The sequence below is a fragment of the Pseudomonas sp. genome, assembly GCF_026224925.1.
GTDB lineage: Bacteria > Pseudomonadota > Gammaproteobacteria > Pseudomonadales > Pseudomonadaceae > Aquipseudomonas.
Genome location: NZ_JAMFRV010000597.1, coordinates 1 through 4510, shown reverse-complemented (window position 1 = coordinate 4510; position 4510 = coordinate 1). Strand labels below are relative to the sequence as shown.

Below are 4510 nucleotides of genomic sequence, written 5' to 3'. Positions count from 1 at the left end.
TGCACGCTGTCGGCCGAGAAATGAACCTGCCCAGTGCCGCTGCCATCCCACACCTGCATTTCGCGATACGGACTGACACGTCGCGCAACCATTGCGTCCCAAACATTCAAGCGCTCGAGAATGCGCTGGCTAGCCGCAGACAACGCACTGACCCGAGGCTCAAACGCTGACTGCGAGTCGAACGGGGTGACGCTCATGGGGCTACCATCGAGCAGCAAAATCTCCAGCCCGCTGTCTTGCAATGCCAGCGCCAGGGCGCTACCGACCATTCCGGCCCCAACAATCAGCAGATCTGCGCGCGTTTCCATGCTTTAAATCATTCCCGCGAGTAGTGTTAGCGGTGGTGTAAAGAGAGAGGCATCAGACATCGGTTCGAGTTCCCAAACCCATGGCCTGACGGGCGAACCAGCGCTTGGCGGGCGGCAATAAATCAAGGCCGAGCAATCCAAGGTTACGTCCGACGCCCACCAAAGGCTGATTACTGCCAAATAGCCGCGTGACCTTATCGGAAAAACCCACGGTCATCTGCTGATCCATCCGTTGGCGCTCGCGATAACCGTCCAATGTGGCGAAGTCACCCGGCAGGCTTTGGCTCGCCAGCAGGGCTTCGGCCAAGGCATTGGCGTCGCGCAACGACAGGTTGAAGCCCTGCCCGGCAATCGGGTGCAGACTGTGGGCGGCATTGCCCAGCACCGCCAAATGCGGCCGGACTTGCTCTTCGGCCTCCACCAGTTTCAGCGGGTACAGGTGCCGCGCGCCGACCTGACGCAACGCGCCCAAACGATAACCAAACACACCCTGCAGCTCACCGAGAAAACTGCGCTCATCCAGCGCGGCCAAGCGCTCAGCGTCCATGCCAGTGCGGGTCCAAACCAACGCGCAGCGGTTCTCTGGCAACGGCAGCAGCGCCATCGGCCCTTCATCGGTAAAACGTTCGAAGGCCTGCCCGCAGTGCGCTTCGCTCGGCGTGATGTTGGCGATCAGCGCGCTTTGGTTGTAGGAACGCTCGGTGATACCGATCCCCAATTGCTCGCGCAACCCGGAACGGCCACCATCGGCCAGTATCGCCAGATCGCATTCAACCTCGGTTTCGTCATCTAGCGTCAGCCGATAGCCGTCGCCCAAAGCCTGCATGCGCTTGACCTCGGCCGGGCAGCGCCAACTGATCACGTCCTTGTCCAGGCCTTGCCACAGGCATTGACCTAGCCAAGCGTTTTCAACCACATAACCCAATGCCGGCACGCCTTCTTCCAGGGCCGACAAACGTGCGGCGCCGAAACGCCCACGGTCAGACACCTGAATCTGCAGAATGGGCTCAGCGCGGCGGCTGATCTGTTGCCAAAGGCCGAGACGTTCATAAATTTTTCGAGCACCAAACGACAACGCGGACGAACGTGCGTCGTAGCTCGGCTGATATGAATCACCGGGCGCGAAAGGTTCGATCAAAACGATCTTCCAGCCTCGCGCCTTGGCCCCGGCTTGCAGCGCCAAGGCCAGGCTTGCACCGACCAGTCCGCCACCTACGATTGCGATATTGACCCGGCTCATGCAGCCTCGGCCCGGGCAGCAGCCATCAAGGCTTCGATGGCTGCGACGGTTTTCGGCACACCACCGGAGAGCACGTCACAACCGTGTTTGGTCACCACTACGTCATCCTCGATCCGCACACCAATCCCTCGCCATTTTTTTGCGACGCTCTGATTGTCCGGGGCAATATAAATCCCCGGCTCCACCGTCAGCGTCATGCCGACTTCCAGTACGCGCCATTCACCACCGACTTTGTAATCACCCACGTCATGCACGTCCATGCCCAGCCAATGACCGGCACGGTGCATATAAAACGCTTTGTAGGCTTCCGCGACGATCAGCTCGTCGACGTCGCCCTGCAGCAAACCCAACTCAACCAGGCCCGTGGTAATGACTCTCACGGTGGCTTCATGCGCCTGGTTCCAGTGCTTGCCCGGGCCAATGGCCGCGAACGCAGCTTCCTGAGAGTCGAGCACCAATTCGTAGATCGCTTTTTGCTCAGGTGAAAATTTGCCACTGACCGGGAACGTGCGGGTGATGTCGCTGGCGTAGCAATCAATCTCACAGCCTGCGTCGATCAACACCAGGTCGCCGTCCTTGAGCACCGAGTCGTTCTCCTGATAATGCAGGATGCAGGCGTTGCGGCCTGACGCGACAATCGAGCCATAGGCCGGCATCTTCGCCCCGCCCTTGCGAAACTCGTAATCCAGTTCGGCCTCCAGGCTGAACTCATGCAAACCGGCACGACTGGCCTGCATTGCCCGAACATGCGCGCGCGCAGAAATCTCGGCAGCGCAGCGCATAACTTTGATTTCTGCCGCTGATTTATACAGGCGCATGTCGTGCAGCAGATGATCCAGCGCAACGAATTCGTTCGGCGGCTGCGCGCCCAGATGCGCCTTGGAACGGATCACGTTGATCCAGTCCATCACATGGCGATCAAATTCAGGGTTGCTGCCCATGGCCGAGTACACCCGATCACGACCTTCGATCAGACCGGGAAGAATGTCGTCGATATCATTGATCGGGAACGCGTCATCTGCACCGAAATCGCGAATGGCGCCTTCTTGTCCTGCACGCAGACCGTCCCACAACTCACGTGCAGGATTGCGCTCGCGACAAAACAAAACGTACTCGCCGTACTCACGTCCGGGTATCAGTACGATAACCCCTTCCGGCTCCGCAAAGCCGCTGAGGTACTGGAAGTCACTGTCCTGGCGATAAACATGCTCGACATCGCGATTACGAATAGCCACCGCAGCCGCCGGCAAAATTGCAATGCTGTTGGGGACCATTTGTGCCATCAGCGCTTTGCGGCGACGGGCGTATTCCGACTTCGGGATATGGATCATAAGCAGGTGAAGTCCCCTTTCGAGCGCTGCCAGCGGTTTGCCTGAACGACAGGCAGACGGCCGATAGCGCTAATAATGAGCGATCAGTGCAAAGAAGGTTTTGGCTCAGGTGCAATGGGTTTGGCGCATTCGGTGAACAGAAGCAGCGGTGCAACCCGCAGGTATTCCATCACTTCCATGTAGTCGCCCTCGCCGTCTTCGGACTCTTCCAGAGCGTCTTGGACTTGGGCGATTGCTGACAAATCTTGCAGCACTTCCATGGCTTCAGCACTGATGGCGCTGTCGCGAGCAGTCAAACCGAAACCGGCGAGAAAGCCTTGGCACCACTGGCCGAGCGCAATAGCACGCTCACCCAAGGGAGCGTCGTCGGTCGGCAGGAGCAGGACGACGGTCATGTCGTCGCTGGTCAGTTCACCCTTGACCATCGCTTGCAGGCCAATCAATGCCTGACGAATATTGTCTTCCGGCGCGGCCCCGAGCACTTCGCTCGCATCGACCATCCAACCGTCGATATCGAAACCAGCACCGGCACAGCTGCGGCCTAGCAAAAGGCCATGCAGCTCAGCGGGAGACACAGGATGACCGCCGGAATTGAGCAGGTCGGCGAACGCTTTGTACGGAGAATTCTGAATAGGCATGGGCAACTAGGCGCCAAGCGGCGCAATGTCTAGAATGGAGGCCTTGTATCGTAGGGCGTGCGCTCACTTATTTCCAGCGATTGCACCAGAGAACACGCCAAGACTACCCGGCAAGCTCTTTTGAACGACTATCCAAAGCGCCTGCATCTGCGCCATTCATCAGAAAGTATTCAGTGGGACACAATGGAACATACCGATCTACAAGCGTTGATGGCTCGGCTGGAGTTGCTGATCAATCGGGTCGAGCAACTTAAAAGCCAAAATGGACTCTTAGTAGCTCAGGAAAAATCCTGGCGCGAGGAACGCGCTCACCTCATTGAAAAAAACGAAATCGCCCGACATAAGGTGGAATCCATGATTTCGCGCCTCAAGGCCCTGGAGCAAGACTCATGAGTTCAAGTAATAGCGTCACCGTTCAGATCCTCGACAAAGAATATTCGATCATTTGCCCCCAGGAAGAGCGCACCAATCTGGTTAGCGCGGCGAAGTACCTGGATGGAAAAATGCGTGAAATACGCAGCAGCGGCAAAGTAATCGGTGCTGATCGTATCGCCGTGATGGCGGCGCTGAACATCACTCATGATCTGCTGCATAAGCAGGATCTACCTGACGTTCAAGCCAGCGGCTCGACCCGTGAACAAGTACGCGATTTGCTGGAAAGGGTTGATCTAGTGCTGGCCGCCGATCCGGAACCCACCCAAAAGTGATTCTTTGGAAAGGTTTCGGGTATACTTGCGACCGCTCCCTGGAGTGCTAGCCAGTCGGTCATGTCCCTGAGCCGATACGCACAACCACGGGGGTTGCACGTTGGGGACGGTGTGCATGTCCGCTTGACGGAAAGCCTTAAGTCCTCCTGCAATCTCCACCTTGAACTTTCGGGTTCAAGGGCTACACCGACAGCGGTTCGTCGGGGAGTCTCACATTTATGTTCATTGTCGGCACCTTGCGGGCAATGAGCAGCACGAAGTCACCTGCCTGATGACTTCGCCTCTG

5 protein-coding genes, 1 other RNA gene and 1 pseudogene are annotated in these 4510 nt (G+C 57.7%); 3 read left to right on the top strand and 4 right to left on the bottom strand.

The genetic code is table 11. The annotated features are described in order from the left end of the window. From M0974_RS24840 to M0974_RS24825, 4 genes and pseudogenes are all read right to left on the bottom strand, one after another. Positions 1-308: pseudogene (locus M0974_RS24840) on the bottom strand (NAD(P)-binding protein); the annotation flags it as partial. 52 nt (positions 309-360) lie between these two features. Beyond that, positions 361-1548: a 2-octaprenyl-6-methoxyphenyl hydroxylase gene (ubiH, locus tag M0974_RS24835; protein ID WP_297843265.1), complete on the bottom strand. Its 1188-nt coding sequence runs from the start codon at positions 1546-1548 to the stop codon at positions 361-363. Next, entirely contained in the window at positions 1545-2879 is a 1335-nt protein-coding gene (gene pepP, locus M0974_RS24830) for a Xaa-Pro aminopeptidase (protein ID WP_297843263.1), read from the bottom strand. The genes ubiH and pepP overlap by 4 nt, the downstream gene beginning before the upstream one ends. Positions 2880-2962: 83 nt before the next feature. After that, positions 2963-3517, bottom strand: coding sequence for a YecA family protein (locus tag M0974_RS24825; protein ID WP_297843260.1), 555 nt, complete (start codon positions 3515-3517; stop codon positions 2963-2965). A gap of 183 nt (positions 3518-3700) precedes the next feature. Between M0974_RS24825 and M0974_RS24820 the strand changes: the two genes are divergently transcribed. The 3 genes from M0974_RS24820 to ssrS all read left to right on the top strand — a co-directional run bounded on the left by M0974_RS24820 (position 3701) and on the right by ssrS (position 4435). Continuing rightward, the gene (locus M0974_RS24820) at positions 3701-3910 is read left to right on the top strand and encodes a TIGR02449 family protein (protein ID WP_297843272.1); all 210 of its coding nucleotides are present in this window, start codon (positions 3701-3703) and stop codon (positions 3908-3910) included. Beyond that, positions 3907-4224 carry a cell division protein ZapA gene (locus M0974_RS24815; RefSeq protein ID WP_297843257.1) on the top strand — a complete coding sequence of 106 codons (318 nt, stop codon included), beginning with the start codon at positions 3907-3909 and terminating at the stop codon, positions 4222-4224. The genes M0974_RS24820 and M0974_RS24815 overlap by 4 nt, the downstream gene beginning before the upstream one ends. 32 nt (positions 4225-4256) lie before the next feature. Beyond that, positions 4257-4435: non-coding RNA, 6S RNA (ssrS, locus tag M0974_RS24810), on the top strand. Positions 4436-4510: the final 75 nt, after the last annotated feature.